At 68.4% G+C, this 18,899-nt stretch carries 14 protein-coding genes; 4 read left to right on the top strand and 10 right to left on the bottom strand.

The window, feature by feature from the left end:
- Nucleotides 1-166: 166 nt before the first annotated feature.
- Genes rsgA through ACIQCY_RS11120 form a run of 3 tightly spaced genes read right to left on the bottom strand, consistent with a single transcriptional unit; the run spans nucleotide 167 to nucleotide 3,206 of the window.
- Complete coding sequence (gene rsgA, locus ACIQCY_RS11130) at nucleotides 167-1,297, bottom strand: ribosome small subunit-dependent GTPase A (protein WP_400483951.1); 1,131 nt, start codon at nucleotides 1,295-1,297, stop codon at nucleotides 167-169.
- Complete coding sequence (aroA, locus tag ACIQCY_RS11125) at nucleotides 1,294-2,652, bottom strand: 3-phosphoshikimate 1-carboxyvinyltransferase (protein WP_400483950.1); 1,359 nt, start codon at nucleotides 2,650-2,652, stop codon at nucleotides 1,294-1,296. The genes rsgA and aroA overlap by 4 nt, the downstream gene beginning before the upstream one ends.
- 5 nt (nucleotides 2,653-2,657) lie before the next feature.
- Nucleotides 2,658-3,206: a DoxX family protein gene (locus tag ACIQCY_RS11120; protein WP_400483949.1), complete on the bottom strand. Its 549-nt coding sequence runs from the start codon at nucleotides 3,204-3,206 to the stop codon at nucleotides 2,658-2,660.
- A 372-nt stretch (nucleotides 3,207-3,578) separates the two neighbouring features.
- Between ACIQCY_RS11120 and ACIQCY_RS11115 the strand changes: the two genes are divergently transcribed.
- Both ACIQCY_RS11115 and rsrA read left to right on the top strand, forming a co-directional pair.
- Nucleotides 3,579-4,259: a sigma-70 family RNA polymerase sigma factor gene (locus tag ACIQCY_RS11115; RefSeq protein WP_400483948.1), complete on the top strand. Its 681-nt coding sequence runs from the start codon at nucleotides 3,579-3,581 to the stop codon at nucleotides 4,257-4,259.
- Nucleotides 4,256-4,516, top strand: coding sequence for a mycothiol system anti-sigma-R factor (gene rsrA / locus ACIQCY_RS11110; protein WP_400483947.1), 261 nt, complete (start codon nucleotides 4,256-4,258; stop codon nucleotides 4,514-4,516). Before ACIQCY_RS11115 ends, rsrA begins: the two co-directional genes overlap by 4 nt.
- Nucleotides 4,517-4,631: 115 nt before the next feature.
- On the opposite strand, the gene ACIQCY_RS11105 is transcribed toward rsrA, so the two are convergent.
- Entirely contained in the window at nucleotides 4,632-4,706 is a 75-nt protein-coding gene (locus ACIQCY_RS11105; RefSeq protein WP_369299106.1) for a 50S ribosomal protein bL37, read from the bottom strand.
- Between the two features lie 171 nt (nucleotides 4,707-4,877).
- On the opposite strand from ACIQCY_RS11105, the gene ACIQCY_RS11100 reads away from it, so the two are divergent.
- Nucleotides 4,878-5,843 (top strand): zinc-binding dehydrogenase, encoded by a 966-nt coding sequence (locus ACIQCY_RS11100; protein WP_400483946.1) that lies wholly within the window; start codon nucleotides 4,878-4,880, stop codon nucleotides 5,841-5,843.
- Nucleotides 5,844-5,970: 127 nt separating this feature from the next.
- Here ACIQCY_RS11100 and ACIQCY_RS11095 read toward each other — a convergent pair whose 3' ends face one another.
- From ACIQCY_RS11095 to ACIQCY_RS11070, 6 genes are all read right to left on the bottom strand, one after another.
- A complete protein-coding gene (locus ACIQCY_RS11095) occupies nucleotides 5,971-7,752 on the bottom strand; it encodes an ABC transporter ATP-binding protein (protein ID WP_400483945.1) in 1,782 nt (593 codons plus the stop codon).
- On the bottom strand, nucleotides 7,752-8,786 hold the full coding sequence (locus ACIQCY_RS11090; protein WP_400483944.1) for an ABC transporter permease: 1,035 nt from the start codon (nucleotides 8,784-8,786) through the stop codon (nucleotides 7,752-7,754). The genes ACIQCY_RS11095 and ACIQCY_RS11090 overlap by 1 nt, the downstream gene beginning before the upstream one ends.
- An 8-nt stretch (nucleotides 8,787-8,794) precedes the next feature.
- Entirely contained in the window at nucleotides 8,795-10,327 is a 1,533-nt protein-coding gene (locus tag ACIQCY_RS11085) for an ABC transporter permease (protein ID WP_400483943.1), read from the bottom strand.
- A gap of 103 nt (nucleotides 10,328-10,430) precedes the next feature.
- Complete coding sequence (locus ACIQCY_RS11080) at nucleotides 10,431-12,215, bottom strand: ABC transporter family substrate-binding protein (RefSeq protein ID WP_400483942.1); 1,785 nt, start codon at nucleotides 12,213-12,215, stop codon at nucleotides 10,431-10,433.
- Nucleotides 12,216-12,444: 229 nt separating this feature from the next.
- A complete protein-coding gene (locus ACIQCY_RS11075; protein WP_400483941.1) occupies nucleotides 12,445-13,044 on the bottom strand; it encodes a GDSL-type esterase/lipase family protein in 600 nt (199 codons plus the stop codon).
- Between the two features lie 160 nt (nucleotides 13,045-13,204).
- On the bottom strand, nucleotides 13,205-17,074 hold the full coding sequence (locus ACIQCY_RS11070; protein WP_400483940.1) for a multifunctional oxoglutarate decarboxylase/oxoglutarate dehydrogenase thiamine pyrophosphate-binding subunit/dihydrolipoyllysine-residue succinyltransferase subunit: 3,870 nt from the start codon (nucleotides 17,072-17,074) through the stop codon (nucleotides 13,205-13,207).
- Between the two features lie 210 nt (nucleotides 17,075-17,284).
- Between ACIQCY_RS11070 and ACIQCY_RS11065 the strand changes: the two genes are divergently transcribed.
- Complete coding sequence (locus tag ACIQCY_RS11065) at nucleotides 17,285-18,736, top strand: GuaB1 family IMP dehydrogenase-related protein (protein ID WP_400483939.1); 1,452 nt, start codon at nucleotides 17,285-17,287, stop codon at nucleotides 18,734-18,736.
- Nucleotides 18,737-18,899 lie beyond the last annotated feature (163 nt).

Genomic DNA, 18,899 nt, shown 5'->3' with positions numbered 1-18,899 from the left:
TCCTTACCTGGGAGAGCGTCCCGACGTTCGGGGGCTCATCGTGGTGTTCGTTACCCGCTTATCAAAAAAGCTGTCGAACTCCAGGTGGAGGGTCAAGGCTTAGAGATGTAATGCGCAAACAACAACAGCCTCCAGCGTAGCAGCCCCGGGGACCGCCGATGACCACTCACTGCTGGCCGAGCTCCTTGGCGTCGTGCGCGCTGCCCCGCGGATCCGCGATCCCCGCCGTGAGCAGGCGCCGGAGGCTGGCGAGCCTGACCGGACCGGAATCACCGGCCAGCCCTTCCTCCACATAGCTGTCCAGTCCGCAGTCCACGGCGTTGCCGTCGTGCCGGCAGCCACGCTCGCACCGCTCCGTCCCGGGCTCCAGGTCGGGGAACGCCTTCAGGATCCGGTCGGCGTCCACGTGCGCCAGGCCGAAGGAGCGGATGCCCGGGGTGTCGATGATCCAGGTGCCCGGAGCCGCATCGGCGGCCTTGAGGGCGAGGGCCGACGACGACGTATGGCGTCCCCGGCCCGTCACCGCGTTGACGCCGCCGGTGGCGCGGGTGGAACCGGTCAGGGCGTTGACCATGGTGGACTTCCCGACGCCGGAGTGGCCGAGCAGCACGCTCACCTGTCCGTCGAGTTCGTCCCGCAGGGCGTCGACGGCCCCGTGCGAGAGCCGTGCGGACTCGCCGTCGTCGGACGTGGCCTCGATGCCGACACCCTCGTCGGTCCTGCTGATGATGACGCGGAGGTCGAGGTGCTCGTAGTTGGCGAGAAGGGGAGCCGGGTCGCGGAGGTCCGCCTTGGTGATGCACAGCAGCGGCTCGATGCCGGCGTCGTAGGCTGCGACGAGCGCGCGATCGATGAAGCCCGTCCTGGGCTCCGGGTTCGCGGCGGCGACCACGATCACGAGCTGGTCCGCGTTGGCGACCACCACGCGTTCCACGGGATCGGTGTCGTCGGCACTCCTGCGCAGCACGGTCCGGCGCTCCTCGATCCGCACGAGGCGCGCCAGGGAGTCCGGTCCGCCGGAGAGGTCGCCGACGAGGGCCACGAGGTCACCGGCGACGACGGCGCTGCGGCGCAGCTCGCGCGCACGCGCGGCGATCACGATGCGCTCGTCGGGGGTGTCCTCGTCCACCACGGTCGTGTAGCGTCCGCGGTCGACCGTCACCACGCGTCCCGTCTCGGCCTCCTCGTAGGCCGGACGGTTCTTCGTCCGGGGTCGGGATCCCTTCTTGTTGGGACGGATGCGGACGTCGGACTCGTCCCAGGCGCGGGAGCCGCGGCGGTTGCCGGCCTCGCTCATGCGTGTGCCCCGCTGCCGGCGGGATCCGCCACGGAAGCAGCAGTCCCCGTCATCGCAGCCCAGAGCTCGGGGAACTCCGGCATGGTCTTGGCCGTGGTGCCGATGTTCTCCACCTCGACGCCGTCGACCGCGAGGCCGATGATCGCGCCGGCCGTCGCCATCCGGTGGTCGTCGTACGTACGGAAGGTCCCACCGTGCAGGGGTGCTGGCCGGATGACGAGGCCGTCCGCGGTCTCCTCGGCGTCACCGCCGAGTCCGTTGATCTCCGCGACGAGGGCCGCCAGCCGGTCGGTCTCGTGCCCGCGGAGGTGCGCGATGCCGGTCAGGGTCGACGGCGAGTCCGCCAGCGCGCAGAGCGCGGCGACGGTGGGGGCCAGCTCGGAGGTGTCGGCGAACGTCCCGCCGGAGATCGACGCCCCACCGGTGACCGTGAGGACGTCGCCGTCGAGGCTCGCGGCCGCGCCCATCAGCGGCAGGATGCGCCGCCACTCGTCGCCCACCTGCGTGGTGCCAGCGGGCCAGTTCCGCACCCGGACGGTTCCGCCCGTGACGACGGCGGCGGCGAGGAACGGCCCGGCGTTGGAGAGATCCGGTTCGACGGCGACGTCGAAGGCGGCGATCGGCCCGGGGGACACGTGCCAGTGGTTCGGCACTGAGTCGTCGACGGTCACACCGAGCGATCGCAGGGTCTCGACGGTCATGCGGACGTGGTCGAGGCTGGGGACGGGCTTGCCGACGTGCTCGAGCTGCAGGCCCTCCGTGAACCGGGCACCCACGAGGAGCAGCGCCGACACGAACTGGGAGGAGGCCGAGGCGTTGATGACGAGTCGGCCTCCGCGGACGCGGCCCTCGCCCTCGACGGTGAACGGCAGGGAGCCCGAGCCACCGTCGTCGATCGCCACGCCGAGGCCCCGCAGGGCGTCGATGATGCTGCCCATCGGGCGGCGACGGGCATGCGGGTCGCCGTCGAAGGTGGTGGTACCGGAGATGAGGCCCGCGAGCGGTGGGACGAAGCGCATGACGGTGCCTGCGAGTCCGCAGTCCACCGAGCGGTGTGCGTCACCTGATCGGGCCCGCAGGGGCGTCACCCGGAGATCAGGGCCGAAACCGCCGTCGCCGGGCAGCTCGTCGATGACGGCGCCGAGTGCACGCAGGGCCGCGATCATCAGGGCGGAGTCGCGGGAGTGCAGCGGCCGGCGGAGGACGCAGGGCCCGTCGGCGAGGGCTGCGAGCACGAGGTAGCGGTTGGTGAGGGACTTCGATCCCGGGATCGAGACCTCGGAGTCCACGGGACGGGTCAGGCGGGGTGCCCGCCACAAGATCTCGTGGGGCACCCCGCCTGAGGACGCTGACATGGAGCTTATGAACCGACGACGTCGGCAGCGGTCTTGCGCACGGCCTTGTCGGCTTTCTGCAGCTGCTTGCGGGCATCCTTGCCGAAGCCGGCGGCGTTCTTCCTCGCGTCCGTCGCGAGGTGTCCGGCACGCCAGGCGATACCCGGGCGTCCGTTGGTGTCGACGGCGGCCAGCAGGACGGCACCGACCAGGGAGAGGTTCTTGAGCAGCTGCGAGCGGCGGGCCTTCTTGCCCTCGGCCGTCGAGCCATCCGCGGAGCGGTAATCGACCAGCGTGTTCACCGAGGCCGTCACCGTCAGCAGCAGGGCTGCGACGCGTGAGAACCGGCCGATGGAGAGCAGCAGCGCCGCTCCGACCTGCGTCGCGCCGAGGACCTGGCCCACGAGCTTCTCGTTGCCCGTGACGGCGGTGGCCGCGGGGACCACCTTGGTCACGCTCGCGAGGACCTGCTTGAGCTGCGGCGCCGTGGCTCCCGCAGTGCGGAGGCGATCGACGCCGGAGAAGACGAAGCCGCTCGCGATCAAGGGTCGGGCTATTACGCGGACAAGGGTCACAACTGCCTCCTGGTTGCCGACGGGATGGCGCCGGGCATCGGTTTCTGTTTTCGAAGCACGCTGGGTCTAGTTTTGCATGCCGCACCAGCGGGTGCGATTCCGTGGCCCGCGGACGGCCCGGGCTTGCGGGAGGGGCGGCGGTACCGGAAGGAGTGGGCCCGAAGCGGGGCCGGGACGGACTGCCGGCAGGAATAGAAGGGCCGGTGCGCAGGTTGGAAGGAGGGTAAGGGAACGCGGAACGGGAGAGGGGATGATCGGATGACGGGTGGAACGATCGGAACGGTCGAGAGACCGGATTTCCAGCTTTCGACGTCGGTCCGGCGCGATGGCGTCCCGGCACTGCGTGAGCGCGGACGCGTAGACTTTGGCACGATGAATACAACAGCCCCCGCAGGCAGCAGCCAGGCCGAAGATGCAGAGTTGGACGTGTCGACGGAGTCGGAAGCCGACCGCAAGGCACGCTTCGAACGCGACGCCATGCAGTATGTCGACCAGCTCTACTCCGCTGCCATGCGCATGGCCCGGAACCCGAGCGATGCCGAGGACCTCGTGCAGGAGGCGTACACCAAGGCCTTCTCGGCCTTCCACCAGTACAAGCCGGGCACGAACCTGAAGGCGTGGCTGTACCGCATCCTCACCAATACGTATATCAACCTGTATCGCAAGCGCCAGCGTGAGCCCCTGCAGTCGCACTCGGACACGATCGAGGACTGGCAGCTCGCCAAGGCCGCCGAGCACACCTCCAGTGGTCTACGGTCCGCCGAGGCCGAGGCGCTGGACCACCTGCCGGACTCCGACGTGAAGAGCGCCCTCCAGGCCATCCCGGAGGAATTCCGGCTCGCCGTGTACTTCTCGGACGTCGAGGGCTTCGCGTACAAGGAGATATCGGAAATCATGAACACGCCCATCGGGACCGTCATGTCCCGGCTGCACCGTGGCCGCAAGCTGTTGCGCGAACTCCTCGCGGAGTACGCGCACGAGCGGGGCCTGGGGACAGGCACTGGAGCCAAGACCCGGGTTGCAGCAGGCAAGGAACAGGAGATGAAGAAATGAGCGATTGCGAGAGCCTCGGCGATTGCGCCGATTCGAGGATCGAACGGCTGTACGAGTACCTCGACGGTGCCCTGTCGCACCAGGACCTGGTGGACATCAAGGACCACCTGGACGGTTGCCCGCAGTGCGCCGAGGAACATGACCTCGAGTGCCTGATCCGGTCGGTCGTCAAGCGATCCTGCACGGAAGTGGCGCCGTCGACCCTGAAGACGAGCATCCTGGACCGCATCAGCCAGCTCAAGACCGTGGATCACTGAGCAGCAGCACGCATCGCTGACCGCCGTCCTGACGGCGGTACGGACAGAAGAACCTCCGGCCCTGAGGGGCCGGAGGTTCTTTCGTCGATGCAGGTGGTGCTTGTAACGCCTGGACTCAGGTGTTGGGGCGCTTACCGTGGTTTGCGCCTCCACGCTTCCGGTCGCGACGCTTGCGTGCTCGCTTGCTCATGGCTGCCTCCTTTTTCTTCAGGCACTGTAGTCGTGCAGAACTGCACCCAAGTCTCCCATACAGCTACGGGCGTGACCTAAACAGCCGCCGGACGCCGTGGTTCCGTCCGGCCGGTGCCGTTCCGCCTGCCCCTAGGATTGGGGAACCAGCCATGATCGAAGGAGCTTGTGCATGCGCGCCGCCTACGCAGCAACCCAGTCCGCGAGTGATCCGCTCGCGGGCCTCGTCGTCGGGAACCTCGACCTGCCCGATGCGCCCGCCGGCTTCCGAAGGGTGAGGGTCGTGGCGTCCTGCCTGAACCACCACGACCTGTGGTCCCTGAAGGGCGTCGGACTGCCGGGGGAGAAGCTGCCGATGGTGCTCGGATGCGACGCGGCCGGGATCGACGACGACGGCACCGAGGTGATCGTGCACGGCGTCCTCTCCTCGCCCGACTGGCGCGGGGACGAGACGCTCGATCCGAGGCGCTCGCTCCTGTCGGAGCGTCACCCGGGGACGATGGCGGACTACGTGTGGGTGCCCGAGCGGAACCTGGTGCCCAAGCCGGCCGAGCTGTCCTTCGAAGAGGCCGCCTGCCTGCCGACGGCCTGGCTCACGGCGTACCGCATGCTCTTCTCGGTGTCTCCGGCGGCGCCGGGGTCCACCGTGCTGGTGCAGGGGGCGGGCGGGGGCGTGGCCTCCGCCCTGATAGCGCTCGCCTCGGCTGCGGGCTTCCGGGTGTGGGCGACGAGCCGCAGCGAGGAGAAACGGCAGCGGGCACTGGGGCTGGGCGCCGAACAGGCCTTCGACGCCGGCGCGCGGCTGCCGGACCGCGTCGACGTCGTCTTCGACTCCGTGGGAGAGGCGACCTGGGCGCACTCCCTGAAGTCCCTCGTGCCCGGCGGAACCGTGGTGACGTGCGGCGCGACGAGCGGCCCGGCGCCCTCGGCCGACCTCAACCGCGTGTTCTTCCTCCAGCTCCGCGTGCTGGGATCCACCATGGGCACGCGGGAGGAACTCGTACGGCTCACGCGTTTCCTGGTGGCTACCGGGGTGCGGCCGGTCATCGACACCGTCCTGCCCCTCGAGGACGCGGCGCAGGGCTTCCGGCGGATGCTCGACGGCGACGTGTTCGGGAAGATCGTGTTCCGCCACTGACCGTGTCCCGCCGCTGATCGGGCTGCCACACGCGAAGGGGCCCTCCGTGGATACGGAGGGCCCCTTCGCCTGACGGCTATGCGGAGGTGACGGCTGCGCGGAGGCGCCGGCTGCTTGGAGGCGCCCGCTACTCGGAGGCGCCCGCGGCGAGGATCGCCGCGCGCTGCTCACGGCGCAGCGACTGCTCGCCCGGGTCCGGGACCGGCGCCGCCGCGAGCAGCCGGCGCGTGTACGGATCACGCGGGTACTTCAGGATCTGCTCCGTGCTGCCCTGCTCCACCAGGGTGCCCTTGTTGAGCACCGCGATGTGGCTCGCGAGGAGTTCGACGACGGCGAGGTCGTGGCTCACGAAGAGGCACGCGAAGCCCCGCTCACGCTGCAGCTCCTGCAGCAGGTCCAGCACCTTGGCCTGCACGGAGACATCGAGGGCCGACGTCGGCTCGTCCGCGACGAGGAGGTCCGGCCGGAGTGACAGCGCGCGGGCTATGCCGACGCGCTGGCGCTGGCCGCCGGAGAGCTCGTGCGGGTACCGGTTGCGGAAGGCGACCGGCAACTGCACGTCCTCCAGCAGGGACGCGACGCGCTTGTCCAGCTCCGCGCGGCCGGGCTTCTCGTGCAGGAGCAGGGGCTCGCCGATGCTCTCGCCGATGGACATCCTCGGGTTCAGCGAGGCCGCCGGGTCCTGGAACACGATCGCGAACTTCTTGCGCAGGGGCAGGAGCTGGCGGGCGCTGAGCTCCGTGATGTCGGTGCCACCGATCCTGACCCTGCCGCCGGAGGTCCTGATCAGCCCTGTCACCGCGCGCGCGATGGTCGATTTGCCCGAGCCGGACTCGCCGACCAGGCCCAGGACCTCGCCCGGGTTGATGGTGAGCGAGACACCGGAGACCGCCTTGAAGGGCGGCTGGCGGAAACGCCCGGGGTACTCGATGTCCACGTCCGTCAGCTCGAGGGCCGGCACGACGCCGGAGGCCGTGCGCGTCTCCCTCGCCCGGAGTGCGGCCTCCGCGTACTCCTCGTGGATGCTCAGGTGTCCGTCCACCACCTCGACGTCGCTCAGGACGCCGCCGACCTTCGATCCGAGGTGCGGTACGGCGCCGAGGAGCTGCTTGGTATAGGCCTCGGCCGGGGCCGCGAACAGCTGGGCCGTCGGCGCTGCCTCCACGATCCGGCCACGCTCCATGACGATCACGTGGTCGGCGAGGTCGGCAACCACGCCCATGTCATGGGTGATGAGGAGCACGGCGCTGTTGAGCCGTTTGTTGAGCTTGCGCAGCAGGTCCAGTACCTCCGCCTGCACCGTGACGTCGAGCGCCGTCGTCGGCTCGTCCGCGATGAGCAGCATCGGGTCGTTGGCGAGGGCGATGGCGATCATGGCCCGTTGCCGCTGTCCGCCGGAGAACTGGTGCGGGAAGGAGTCGTAGCGGCGCTCGGGCTCCGGGATCTCCACCATGCGGAGCAGTTCGATGGCGCGCTTCTTCGCCTGCGCAGGGGAGAGCTCGGTGTGCTGTTCCACGGCTTCGCGGATCTGCTCGCCCACGGTCAGCACGGGGTTGAGTGCCGTCATGGGCTCCTGGAAGATCATGGCGATCTCGTTGCCCCGGACGCGCCGCAGCGTGCCCTGCGGCGCGCCGATGAGCTCCTTGCCGAGCATCTTCGCGCTGCCGGAGGAGCGCCCGTTGCGGGGCAGGAGGCCGAGCAGGGTCATGGAGGACATGCTCTTGCCGGAGCCGGACTCGCCGACGATGGCGAGGATCTCGCCGGGATGGATCTCGTAGGAGACGTCCTCGGCGGCCATGACCCACTCGTTGTCCACGTTGAACTCCACGCCGAGGCCCTTGACCGCGAGGATGGGCCCGTTGCCGACGGGAGCCTGCTCGTCCGAGATGATGACGGAACTGTGTGACATTACTGCTTCACCCTTGTCTGCTTGGGATCGAACGCGTCGCGCAGGCCGTCACCGATGAAGTTGACCGCGAGGGCGATGCCGATGATGAACGCTCCGGGCCAGAGGAAGAGCCAGGGCCGGACCGTGAGGGCGGAGCGGTTGTCGTTGATGGCCTTGCCGAGTGAGGTGTCGGGCGCCGTGACGCCGAGGCCCAGGTAGCTCAGGGCGGTCTCGAGGAGGATGGCCCCGGAGATGGCGAGCGTCGTCGACACGATGATCACGCCGACGGTGTTCGGCAGGATGTGGCGGAAGATGATCCGGGCCGAACTCGCCCCGACCGACTTCGCGGACTCGACGAACTCCTTCTCGCGCAGCGACAGGAACTCGCCGCGGACCAGGCGTGCCAGGCCGGTCCAGGTGACGAGGCCGAGGAAGATCGCGAAGGGGATGATGCCGTGCTTCGCGACGATACCCGCCACAGCGGCCGCGATGACGACCGTCGGGATGGTGATGACGACGTCGGTGATCCGCATGAGGAAGGCCTCGGTCCAGCCGCGGAAGTAGCCGGCGATGGCGCCCACGGTGGTGCCGATGACCATGGCCACGATCCCGACGATGAACGCGATGATGAGCGAGGTCTGGATGCCGCGCATCGTCAGTGCGAAGTAGTCGCGCCCCAGGACGTCCTGGCCGAACGGGTGCTCGCCGAGGCTGAACGGCCAGAGCGTGAGGGTGGGCCGGCCCTCGTTGAAACGGGCTGCGAGTTCGTCGTAGTCCTTGTTCCACCAGCCGGGGATGCCGGCGAAGCCGATGGAGCTGAACGCGAGGAGGAAGATCAGCACCAGCAGGGCGATCCCCGCGAGGGCGCCCTTGTGCCGGAAGAAGCGCTCGCTGATCAGGCGACCCTGGCTCTTCGCCTCGGTGGTACGGATGCGGTCCGTCTGGTCCCGCGTGGGGGTGGCGGTCGCGATGTCGTTGTCCTGGCTCTGGAGCGTCATCTCGGACAGCTCCAGGGACGTGCGGGAGTCGTCCCGCATCTTGTCGTCAGTGCTCATGGTGTGTCCTAGCTCAGGGTGATGCGCGGGTCGAGGAACGCGTAGGCGATGTCGGCGAGCATGTTGAACAGCACAGCAGCCGTCCCCACGACGAGGAAGAAGGCCATGACGGGGCCGGGGTCGACGTGGTTGATGCCGTCGACGAACATCTTGCCCATGCCGTTCCAGCCGAACACCTGCTCCGTGATGACGGCACCACCGAGGACTCCGGCGAAGTCGAAGGCCATCAGGGTGGTGATCGGGATCATCGCGTTGCGGAACGCGTGTTTCACGAGGACGGTCCGCTCGCTGAGGCCCTTCGCCCGCGCGGTACGGATGTAGTCCTGGTTCATGACGTCGAGCTGGCTGGCCCTCGTGTACCGCGTGTAGGTCGCGAACGAGATGAGCGTCAGCGCGATGGTCGGCAGGATCAGGTGCAGCGCGTAGTCGAGGTTGATCTCCCAGAACGTGCCGGCCAGGTTCGCCGACTGCGAGCCGGTGGTCGGGATGGGCCGGCCGCCCGCCTTGGCGGAGAGCGTCGGGTAGGCCTGGAGGAGGCGGTCGAGCACGATCAGCAGGCTCACCGACACCGCGATCACGGCTCCGATCTTCGCGGCCTGGGCCCGGAACGGGCCACCGACGAGGCCGGCGACGAAGTACGCGACGACGGCCGTCACGAGCACGAGTGCGAGCACCACCAGCCAGTTCGGGTCCTCGAGCAGGGGGATCGAGACGAGGTAGCCGAGAAACCCCACGGCAGCTGCCGCGAGGGCCGCGTTCAGCACGCGACGGCGACGGAAACCCGCGAGCAGGGCGGTCCAGAGCACTGCCACTCCTCCGGCCGACACGAGCATGCCGACGATCCCGAGACCCGGGTTCACGAACCAGCCGGTGACCAGGAGGAGGTACAGTGCGAGCGCGGTGGCGGCGGCGGCGATGCCGAAGACGACCAGCCTGCGCCTGCGGTCGCCGCCGACGACGACCGCCCAGACGACGCCGGCGATCACCCCTATCAGGGCGATCGTGAGATAGGAGAACTGCGGATTGGCCAGCCAGGTGTTGAGGTCGATCGCCAGGTACTGCTTGAGGAGCGTCGAGAGCCAGAACAGGGGCAGCGAGAACAGCAGGAACGAGATGAAGGTGACGGAGTAGTCGAAGGTGCTGTACTGGCGGATCGCGGTGACGATGCCGACGACGACGCCGAGGACGAGGGCGAGCACGGTGGCCACGACGACGAGGCGCAGCGTGGAGCCCATCGCGTTCTCCAGCTGGGGAAGGACGGCGGCCCCGGAGCGGTCCTGGCCGAGGGTGCAGCTCACGCCACCCGGGACGAGGCAGTGGCCGACGTCCTGCAGCCAGAGGAAGTAGCGGGGGATGGGTGGCACGTCCAGGTTCATCGCGGCGGTGCGCGCGGCGATGGTGGCGGCCTTCTCGGGACCGCTCGTCTCACCGAGGTCCTCGAAGGGATCGCCCGACGAGATGGTGAGGAAGTACATCAGCGTGGTGGCTGCGAGCATGATGAAGAACGAGATGATGGTTCGCTTGGCGATGAAGTAGAACACGTGGGGGCTCCTAGGAAACGGTGCAGGCTGTTGCGGGGCCGGGCACAGGGACGGGCAGGCCCGAGGGCCTGCCCGTCCTCATGCTTCAGTCCGGAGGGAGCAATCAGTTCTGCTTCGTCCAGCTGTAGGCATTCCAGGTGATGCCGGTCTGCGTCGGGTTCATCTCGACGCCCTGGAGCTTCGAGGAGTGCCCGATGATGTCGGCGTTGGCGTAGAGCACCACGTTGTACTGGGTCTCCGCGAGGCGCTGCTCGAGCTCGGTCTTGAGGGGCACGACCTTCTCCTCATCGGTGTTGGTGACGATCTCACTCCAGATGCGGTCGACCTCCGGGTCGGCGTAGCCGCCGAAGTTCTGCTCGCCGCCGGACACGTAGATGGACTCACCCGAGGCGACCAGGCCGGAACCGGACCAACCGAAGATGACGGCGTCCCAGGCACCGGGCTGCGAGAGCTTGGCGCTCCACTCCGCCTCGGGCTGCGGGACGATCTCGAACCCGGCCTTGTCGCAGGAGTCCTTGACCAGTGCCACCATGTCGGCGCGCAGCTGGCTCGTGGCCGCGTACATCAGGGAGACCCGGACCGGTTCGGTCTTGCCGGCCTCGGCGAGGAGTGCCTTGGCGCCCTCGATGTCAGCGGTGCCGTCGCCCTCTGCGGCGGGAGCACCCTCGAGGACCGTGTCGTAGTCGGGCTGGCCGGGCTGGTATTCCCGCAGGTTCATGACCGTTCCCTCGGGATCGATCGGTGTGACGAACTTGTCGACCATGTCGGCCTTGGGGGTGCAGGCGTTGAACGCCTGGCGCACCTTGACGTCCTCGAAGACGGCGCCGGGACGCTGGTCGAGGTCGATGTGGGAGAAGGTGAGTGACGTGCCGGTGTCGACCGTCACGGTCTCGCCGATCTGCTCGAGTGCGGCCTTGGTGTCGACCGTGGGACTGGAGGGATCGATCACGTCGACGTCGCCGTTCTGGAGCGCCTGGACGGCCTCCTCGTCGACGATGGTCTTGAAGACGATCGTGTCGGTCTTGCCGGCATGCTCCTCGCCCCAGTACTTGTCGTTCTTGACGAGCGTCAGGGTCCCGTCGGTCGCATTGTCGAGCTTGTAGGGCCCGGAGGACGGCAGCAGTGCAGTGTCGGGCAGCGCTGGCAGGTCGACCTCGTAGTTCCAGCCCGCGTTCCAGAATTCCGCAACGGGCTTCAAAGCCTCGATGTCATCGGCCTGGATGGCTTCGACGAGTTCGGCGCCATCACCTTCCGGAGACATCCCTGCCTGCTCGGCGGCGATGTGCGCGGGCATCAGGGTCCCGGGTGTGAGAAGCGCTTCCCAGTCCGCGTAGGGGTCACTGAAGACGGTCTCGAACTCTTTGGCTCCGGGCTCCCCTTCGATCTTCTCCATGAGGGCGAATCCATTGGTCGACGATGCCTGGAAGATGTCGGCTTCCGCTCCCGTCTCCGGGTCGGTCTCACCGCTCGGGTGGGTACCCGACAGTGCCGCCCAGGTCAGCAGGACGTCGTCGTAATCGATCGGCGTGCCGTCGGACCATACAGCATCGTCGTTGATGGTGTATTTGATCGTCAGCGGATCGTCGCTGGTCTTCTCGTAGGTGCCGAAGTCCGGGTTGGCTTCCAGCTCGCCGGCTGCGGTGAAGGCCGCGAAGCCGCTGGACGTCAGGTTGTCCACGTACGTGTTGTAGACGGAGTTCGTGGCGGCCGTGTTGCCGTTGTAGCCGGTGGGTGACTGGCTGATCGCGATGTTGATCGTCGAGGCCAGGTTCTCCGCAGCACCTTCCGATGCCGGGGTCTCGGCGGTACCGCCCGCCGATCCACAGGCGCTCAGCATGAGCGCTCCGATGGACAGTGCGGCGAGCGTCATAGTGCGCTTATTACGCATTCGATAGTCCTTACTGTGCTTGGCGCGAGGGACTGAGGGAGGTCCCACGAGGCGGATTGCAGGGGTGACGGCAATCACACTCGGACAGCATAGCGAAGGATCGTTGCCTCCGGACACTCAGTGAACCGTTGATAACCCATTTGTTACCTCGGCGAAATATAAGGTCTCTGAGTATGGAGAAAGCCCCGGCAGACGGCGTGTCTCCGGGGCTTTCTGGCAGTGCTGGCGCTTACTCTGGCGCGGGTACGTCCAGCCACTGGAACCAGCCGCGGTGCAGGACGAGCCAGGCCATCAGGCCGTAGCCGGCCTGCCCCGGGGTACCGCCGTTGGCGGCGAGGTCGTGCCGCCACTGCTCATGCGCGAGCAGGGGGCTGAAGGTGTCGACGAAGACGTGCTTGCGGCGCGTCGTCACGTCCCCGAAGGCGGCCGAGAGATCGGCGAGCCGGCGGTTGCGCTCGGCGTCGAGTCCGGGAGGAGGTCCGACGACGAGTACCTTGACGCTCATCTGGGATGCGCCGTCGAGGATGTTCGCGAGGTTCAGGCGGCTCCGCGCCGTCGACAGCTCCAGGTCGAGGTCGCGATCGGACAGGCCGATGACCAGGCGGTTCTCGAAGCCGTCGGCGAAGCGCCGACCGGCCTCCTGGAGCCAGCGGTTGGCGAGGGCCTCCGTCCCCTCTCCGGGAGCGGCGAGGCTGTACGCCTCCACGGAGGCGGTATCGGGACGGGTGCGGGCCATCACGCGTCCGAGCCAGCCGAGCGCCCGCGGATCACCGAGCCCCGCGAGGAGTTCGTCGCCCACTGCTGCTAGCCGGATTCTGCGTTGTTCCACTGGTCCCTCGGTGTGCTGGTCGTCGGTGCTGGTCGGTACTGCTCTTCGCTGGGGGTCAGGAGGCGCGCCGCGCCGCCCGAGGGCGGGCACCGGCCTTGCATCCGCCCTTAAAGACGTCGGGTGGGGCCTGGACCCCACCCAACATCATACTGATGGCCTACTATTGCCGGCCGAAAGCCCTCTTGATGAGGAGTTCCTGCTCCACCGCGTGCTTCTTCGCCGATCCGGTCGCGGTCGAAGCGGACGCGGGACGTGACGCCAGCCGCAGCCGCCGGTCCAGCTCCTGCGGCAGGTTGAGCCCGATGAAGGGCCACGGTCCCTGGTTCGCCGGCTCGTCCTGCGCCCACACGATCTCGGCGTTCGGGTACGTGGCCAGCGCCGCCTTGATCTCGTCCAGCGGCAGCGGGTACAGCTGCTCGACGCGCACGATCGCCGTCCTGCCGTCGTCGAGCTTCTGGCGGGACGACAGCAGGTCGTAGTAGAGCCTGCCCGACACCAGGATCACCCGCTCGACGTCGTTCCCCGGCGTCTCGAGCGTGTCCGGGATGACCGGACGGAAGCTGCCCTGCGTGAAGTCCTCGACCGGACTCGCTGCGGCCTTCAGGCGCAGCAGCTGCTTCGGGGTGAAGATCACGAGCGGCTTCCGCGGACGGTTGTACGCGTGCCGGCGCAGCAGGTGGAAGTGCGATGCCGCGGAGCTCGGGTTGGCGACCACCATGTTCTCCTCGGCGCACATCTGCAGGAAGCGCTCGATGCGTGCGGAGGAGTGGTCCGGACCCTGGCCCTCGTAGCCGTGGGGGAGCATCAGCACGAGCGAGGATCGTTGTCCCCACTTCTGCTCGGCGGAGCTGATGAACTCGTCGATGATGGTCTGTGCACCGTTGACGAAGTCGCCGAACTGCGCTTCCCAGATGACGAGCGCGTCCGGACGCTCGACCGAGTACCCGTACTCGAAGCCCATGGCGGCGTATTCGCTGAGCAGGGAGTCGTAGACCCAGAACTTGGCCTGGTCCTTGCTGAGGTCGTCGAGCGGCAGCCACTCGTGGCCGGTCGCCCTATCGTGGAACACGGCGTGGCGCTGGACGAACGTGCCGCGTCGCGAGTCCTGGCCTGCGAGCCGCACGGGCACGCCCTCCATGAGGAGCGACCCGAAGGCCGCGACCTCGCCGAAGCCCCAGTCGATACCGCCCTCGCGCGACATCTGCTCACGCTTCTCGAGCAGGGCCTTGAGCTTGGGGTGGACCGTGAAGCCGTCGGGGATCGCGGTGTGTCCTGCGCCGATATGGGCCAGCGTCTCGGCGCTGATCGCCGTCTGCTGCACCTCGGCCTCGCCGCCGTCCGCCTGCTGCGCGTGCGGCCGCTCGAGGCCCGAGACCGCCTGCGGGTCCTGCGTGACGACCGGGATCGGCGACGTCTGCGCCGCGTGCGTCTCGGCGAACACGCGCTCCAGGCGTTCCTGGTAGTCGCGCAGCGCCTGCTCTGCCTCTTCCTGCGTGATGTCGCCGCGGCCGATCAGGGCCTCGGTGTACAGCTTGCGGACCGAGCGCTTGGCCTCGATCAGGTTGTACATCATGGGCTGCGTCATCGAGGGGTCGTCGCCCTCGTTGTGGCCGCGACGGCGGTAGCAGACCATGTCGATGACGACGTCCTTGTTGAACCGCTGGCGGAACTGGTACGCCAGCTGCGCCACGCGGACGACAGCCTCGGGGTCGTCGCCGTTCACGTGGAACACCGGGGCCTGGACCATCTTCGCGACGTCGGTGGAGTACACCGAGGAGCGCGAGGACGTCGGGCTCGTGGTGAAGCCGACCTGGTTGTTCACGATGACGTGGATGGTGCCGCCGGTGCGGTAGCCGCGCAGCTGCGAGAGATTCAGGGTCTCGGCCACGACGCCCTGGCCGGCGAAGGCCGCGTCGCCGTGGATGAGGATCGGCAGCACGGGGAAGGTCTCGCCCTGGTCGAGCAGGTCCTGCTTGGCGCGGACGATGCCCTCGAGCACGGGGTCGACGGCTTCGAGGTGCGACGGGTTCGCGGCGAGGTAGACCTTGGTCTCGTTGCCGGCATCGGACGTGAAGGTGCCCTCGGTGCCGAGGTGGTACTTCACGTCGCCCGAACCCTGCACGGAGCGGGGGTCCTGCGTGCCCTCGAACTCGCGGAACACCTGGGCGTAGGTCTTCCCGGCGATGTTGGTCAGGACGTTCAGGCGGCCTCGGTGCGCCATGCCGATCGCGACCTCGTCGAGGCCGTCGTCGGCCGCCCCGGAGATCACGGCGTCGAGCAGCGGGATGAGGGACTCGCCGCCCTCGAGGGAGAAGCGCTTCTGGCCGACGAACTTCGTCTGCAGGAACGTCTCGAAGGCCTCGGCCGAGTTCAGCTTGTGCAGGATGCGCAGCTGCTCCTCGCGGCTCGGCTTGGAGTAGGGGTGCTCCAGCTCGTCCTGGAACCACTGCCGCTCGGCGGGGTCCTGGAGGTGCATGTACTCGATGCCCGTCGTGCGGCAGTACGCGTCACGGAGGACGCCGAGCATGTCGCGGAACTTGAGCGTCGGCTGGCCGCCGAAGCCGCCCGTGGGCCACTCGCGGTCGAGGTCCCACAGCGTGAGTCCGTGGGTGCGGATGTCGAGGTCGGCGTGCTTGCGCTGGACGTACTCGAGCGGATTGGTGTCCGCCATGAGGTGGCCGCGCACGCGGTACGCGTGGATGAGCTGCTGGATCCGGGCGACCTTGTTGATCTCGTCCATCGGGTCGACCTGGATGTCCGCACTCCAGCGCACGGGCTCGTACGGGATGCGGAGCGATTCGAAGATCTCGTCGTAGAAGCCCTGCTCGCCGAGCAGCAGCTGATGGATGATGCGGAGGAACTCGCCGCTGCCGGCTCCCTGGATGACACGGTGGTCGTACGTGGAGGTCAGCGTGATGGTCTTGCTGATCGCGTGCTTCGCGAGGGTCTTCTCGCTCGAGCCCTGGAACTCGGCAGGGTACTCGAGGGCGCCTGCTCCGATAATGCAGGCCTGGCCCTTGGAGAGGCGGGGGACGGAGTGGACGGTGCCGATGCCGCCGGGGTTGGTGAGGGACACCGTGGTGCCGGCGTAGTCGTCCGCACCCAGCTTGCCGGCGCGGGCCTTCTTCACGAGGTCCTCGTAGGCGTGCCAGAACTCCGAGAAGTTCATGGTCTCGGCCTTCTTGATGTTCGGCACCACGAGCGAGCGCGTCCCATCGGGCTTCGGCATGTCGATCGCGAGACCGAAGTTCACGTGGGCCGGCTGCACCGCCGAGGGCTTGCCGTCGATCACGTCGTAGTAGACGTTCTGCGACGGGAACTGGGCGAGGGCCCGGATGATCGCGTAGCCGATGAGGTGGGTGAAGGAGACCTTGCCACCACGGGCCCGTGCGAGATTGCTGTTGATGACCACGCGGTTGTCGATCAGGAGCTTCGCGGGGATGGCGCGGACGCTGGTCGCGGTGGGGACGCTGAGGCTGGCCTCCATGTTGGTGGAGATCGCCTTGGCGGGTCCGCGCAGGACGCTGACCCGGTTCTCCTCCATCTCGCCGTTGCGATCCGAGGCCGGCAGCTGTGCGGGGATCGGCTTGCCGGCGGGCTTGTCCTCCCGCGACGTCTCCGGCTTCTTCGCCGGTTCGTTCGGGACCGGCGGCTTGCCGCTCTGCTGCGTGCTGGCCGGGCTCTCACCGGACGCCTTCGGCGCCGGGGCCTCGGTCTTCACGACCGGGAGTTCCTTCGTCGGAGGATGCGCGCTCGCTGAGCCGGCGGGCGCGGTGCCGTTGGGGGCAGGTGCGGGTGCGGGAGCGGCAGGAGTCGTGGACGCGGGGGCGGATGCGGGATCTGCGGTCCCGCCTGCTCCGCGCCGGCCGTTCTCCGCCGGCGTGTTGTCCGCATCGAACGAATCGAACAGGTCCCACCACTTCTTGTCGACCGAGTGGCGGTCCTTCTGGAACTGCTCGTAGAGTTCATCAACGAGCCACTCGTTCCCGCCGAACTCTTCAGGTAGACGGTGGCTGGTTTGTTCTGGCACTTGGTATACGCCTCTTCCGTAAGTTGCCCTGAGCGCGGTGCGGTCGGCAAGATCGGCGAGAAGCCGTGTCTGGACCCTGTTCAAGTGTAGTGACAGGAGCAACGAACAATCCAATCAGGCGTGTCGCGCAGGGGCACGCCGTGCGATACTGCGCGCCCGCAGGCACTATACTCTTTGCGGCCGTCCAACCCGGTCCCACCAGGGAGAACCATGCGCTTCATCAATCCGCCCACCACCGACCTCACCTACTCGGACGTGTTCCTCGTACCGTCCGCCTCCGAAGTCATCTCGCGCTTCGACGTCGATCTCTCGTCCGACGACGGCTCGGGGACCACGATCCCGCTCGTCGTCGCCAACATGACGGCGGTGACGGGACGGCGCATGGTCGAGACGGTCGCGAGGCGCGGAGGCATCGGCGTCCTGCCCCAGGACGTGCCGGTGGAGGTGATCGCCGAGGTCACGTCGTGGGTCAAGGACCGGCACCCCGTCTTCGAGACGCCGCTCAAGCTGCAGCCGGGCAACACCGTGATCGATGCACTCCACCTCATGCACAAGCGTGCCCACGGCGCGGTCCTCGTCATCGACGACGGCGGGGCGTGCGTGGGCGTGGTCAACGCCGCCGACTGCGAGGAGGTGGACCGCTTCGCCTCGCTCGAGTCCGTGATGCGGCCTGCTCCCGCAGCCTTCGAGGCCTCGCTGTTCGATGACGATCCCGCCGCCGCGCTGCAGAAGGCCTTCGAGGACCTCGACGGCGCCCGCAGCTCGCTCGCGCCCGTGGTGCGCGACGGCGTCCTGCAGGGCGTGATCACCCGGACGGGCGCGCTGCGCTCCACCATCTACGACCCCGCGCTCGACGCGACGGGCAGGCTCCGCGTGGCGGCGGCCGTCGGCATCAACGGCGACGTGGAGGCGAAGGCGGCGGCATTGCTGGAGGCCGGCGTCGACGTCCTCGTCGTCGACACCGCCCACGGCCACCAGCGGAAGATGCTCGACGCGCTCGCCGTCGTCCGCGGCCTGGACCCGAAGGTCCCGATCGTCGCCGGGAACGTCGTCAGCGCCGAGGGCGTGCGCGATCTCGTCGCCGCCGGCGCGTCGATCGTCAAGGTCGGCGTGGGCCCGGGCGCCATGTGCACCACCCGCATGATGACCGCCGTCGGGCGCCCCCAGTTCTCCGCCGTGCACGAGTGCGCGCAGGCGGCCGCCGAACTCGGCGCCCACGTCTGGGCCGACGGCGGCGTACGGTATCCGCGGGACGTGGCCCTCGCCCTCGCCGCCGGCGCGAGCCAGGTCATGATCGGTTCCTGGTTCGCCGGCACGTACGAGAGCCCGGGGGACCTGCAGGCGGACAGCGACGGCCGCCGGTACAAGGAGAGCTTCGGCATGGCCTCCGCGCGTGCGGTGCAGAACCGGACACGGCGTGACGACGTCTTCGCTCGGGCGCGGAAGGGCCTGTTCGAGGAGGGCATCTCCACGTCGAAGATGTACCTCGATCCGGCGCGGCCGGGCGTCGAGGACCTCCTCGACATGATCACCGCCGGAGTCCGCAGCTCGATGACCTACGCCGGGGCGGCATCGCTCGCGGAGTTCCGCGAACGCGCCGTGGTCGGCGTGCAGTCGGCCGCGGGCTACGAGGAGGGGCGGCCGCTCCAGCAGAGCTGGTAGCCGCGGGGTCCGGCAGGCGGCGTTCCGCCCGCAGCGCACGCTCACGGAAATCCGTGTGGCGGGCGGCGCCCCAGCCGGTAAACTGGCCTTCTTATGGACAGTCCTTCTAGGGGCCGGCTCGACGCCGGCATACCCTCTCCTCTTGCCCATCCGCTGCACGAAC

This window comes from Arthrobacter sp. NPDC092385, from assembly GCF_044755105.1.
Lineage (GTDB): Bacteria > Actinomycetota > Actinomycetes > Actinomycetales > Micrococcaceae > Arthrobacter_D.
This window is presented reverse-complemented; position numbering and strand designations above follow the sequence as displayed.

Bases quoted from the DNA above. Each gene is read 5' to 3' on its own strand.
- rsgA (WP_400483951.1), bottom strand. From the start codon at position 1,297: ATGAGCGAGGCCGGCAACCGCCGCGGCTCCCGCGCCTGGGACGAGTCC.
- aroA (WP_400483950.1), bottom strand. From the start codon at position 2,652: ATGTCAGCGTCCTCAGGCGGGGTGCCCCACGAGATCTTGTGGCGGGCA.
- ACIQCY_RS11115 (WP_400483948.1), top strand. From the start codon at position 3,579: ATGAATACAACAGCCCCCGCAGGCAGCAGCCAGGCCGAAGATGCAGAG.
- rsrA (WP_400483947.1), top strand. From the start codon at position 4,256: ATGAGCGATTGCGAGAGCCTCGGCGATTGCGCCGATTCGAGGATCGAA.
- ACIQCY_RS11100 (WP_400483946.1), top strand. From the start codon at position 4,878: ATGCGCGCCGCCTACGCAGCAACCCAGTCCGCGAGTGATCCGCTCGCG.
- ACIQCY_RS11095 (WP_400483945.1), bottom strand. From the start codon at position 7,752: ATGTCACACAGTTCCGTCATCATCTCGGACGAGCAGGCTCCCGTCGGC.
- ACIQCY_RS11090 (WP_400483944.1), bottom strand. From the start codon at position 8,786: ATGAGCACTGACGACAAGATGCGGGACGACTCCCGCACGTCCCTGGAG.
- ACIQCY_RS11080 (WP_400483942.1), bottom strand. From the start codon at position 12,215: ATGCGTAATAAGCGCACTATGACGCTCGCCGCACTGTCCATCGGAGCG.
- ACIQCY_RS11065 (WP_400483939.1), top strand. From the start codon at position 17,285: ATGCGCTTCATCAATCCGCCCACCACCGACCTCACCTACTCGGACGTG.